This window comes from Candidatus Brocadiaceae bacterium (genome assembly GCA_012728835.1).
In the GTDB taxonomy this organism is placed as follows: domain Bacteria; phylum Planctomycetota; class Brocadiia; order SM23-32; family SM23-32; genus JAAYEJ01.
This window is the reverse complement of the sequence record JAAYEJ010000046.1, coordinates 1-1,654: the sequence shown is the minus strand read 5'-3', so window position 1 is coordinate 1,654 and position 1,654 is coordinate 1. Positions and strand designations below refer to the sequence as shown.

Genomic DNA, 1,654 nt, shown 5'->3' with positions numbered 1-1,654 from the left:
GCTGCTGTTCGGCAGCGACCTGCAGGACCTGCCCATCGCCTGGGGGCTGGGGCCCATCCTGTTCGCCCGCCTGCCCGTCGAGCAGAAGCGGATGATCCTGGGCGGCAACCTGCGCCGGCTCCTGACCCGCTACAGCCTGCACCCGTGACTGCCTGGGAGGACGATGCGACCATGACGCGCTGGAAGTTCTTCGACGCCCGTTGCACGATCGGACGACATTACCGCCTGGGACCCGCCGGCCTGCACTCGTGCGACGACCTGCTGGCCGAGATGGACCACTACGACATCTGCGAGGCGCTCGTCGTCGACAGCCTCAGCGGCGCCGGCCATCCGCTCGACGGGAACCGGCGTGTCCTGGACGCCACCGTGCAACACCCGCGGCTGCATCCCGCCTGGACGGCGGTGCCGCCCTGCGCCGAGGAGCAGCCGGAACCGGCCGAGTTCGTCCGGCAGATGCGTGCGAACCATGTGGGCGCCCTGTTCCTGTTCACCGGGCAGTACCGCATCCGCCTGTCGGAGTGGTCCGTGGACGCCCTGCTGGAGCCGCTGGCGGGCGCCCGGGTGCCCGTCTTCCTCGTGCCGGACGAGGTCGGGCCGGGCCCCGCCGCGATGGACCGCACCGACTACGACGCCGTCGTGGCGCTCTGCCGGCGCTGGCCCGCGCTGCCGGTCGTCGTCAGCGAGTTCCGCATCCGCCGCAGCCAGCGGACCCTCTACCGTGCGCTGGACGCCTGCCCGAACCTGCACGTCGAGCTGAGCGGCTACTGGCTCCATCACGGCATCGAGTACGTCACCCGCCGATGGGGCAGCGAGCGCCTGCTGTTCGGCTCGAACTGGCCGACATTCGGCCCCCACATGACGGTGGCCACGCTTGCGTGCGCCGAGATCGAGGACGAGGACAAGCGGCGGATCGCGGGCGACAACCTCCGGCGCCTGATCGCCTGGTGCGAGCCGGAGCATCCCCGGGTGGCCCCGACGCCGCCCGCCGACGAATACGTGCAGTTCGGCCGCACGGGCGAACGCCCGCAGGACATGCAGTTCGAGGACTGCCACGGGCACCTCGGCGGGAGCTGGTGCCACTATCACGTCCCCGACGGCGATCCGGACGGCATCGTGCGGGAGATGGAGCGCCTGGGCGAACGCCGGGCGTGCGTGTTCAGTTTCGCCGCGGTCACGAGCGACGAGTGTTACGGCAACGACGTCGTCGCCGACGCCGTCCGGCGCCATCCCGACCGGTTCATCGGCTTTACGATGCTGAACCAGAACCGGGGCGCGGCGGACATGCAGCGGGAGCTGGAGCGCGGCGCGCGCATGGGCCTGCGCGGCATCAAGCTGATGGCGTTCGGGGGAGTCAAGCCGGCGCCCTATCACGAGGACTACCCGGAGGAAGGCCTGGCGGACGTGGCCTGTCGCTGGGCGCACGATCGCCGGCAGATCATCCTGAGCCACAACTGGGGCCCCGTGGAGGAGCTGGAGCCTCTGCTCGCCCGATACCCGAACGCGTGCTTCATCAACGGGCACACGTTCCTGGCCTACGCCGGGCTGATGGAGCGCTACCCGAACCTGTACATCTGCTCCTGCCCGCTGCTGGGGCCGCGGGAGTGCGAGGAGGTGGTGGCGCGGATCGGTGCGGACCGGCTGCTGTTCGGCAGCG

At 70.7% G+C, this 1,654-nt stretch carries 2 protein-coding genes; both read left to right on the top strand.

The window, feature by feature from the left end; all coding sequences use genetic code 11:
• On the top strand, positions 1 to 148 hold a 148-nt coding region (locus tag GXY85_07320), incomplete at its 5' end, for a hypothetical protein (protein ID NLW50642.1).
• A gap of 23 nt (positions 149 to 171) precedes the next feature.
• Positions 172 to 1,654 (top strand): amidohydrolase family protein (locus GXY85_07315; protein ID NLW50641.1); only part of this gene is annotated, 1,483 nt, incomplete at its 3' end.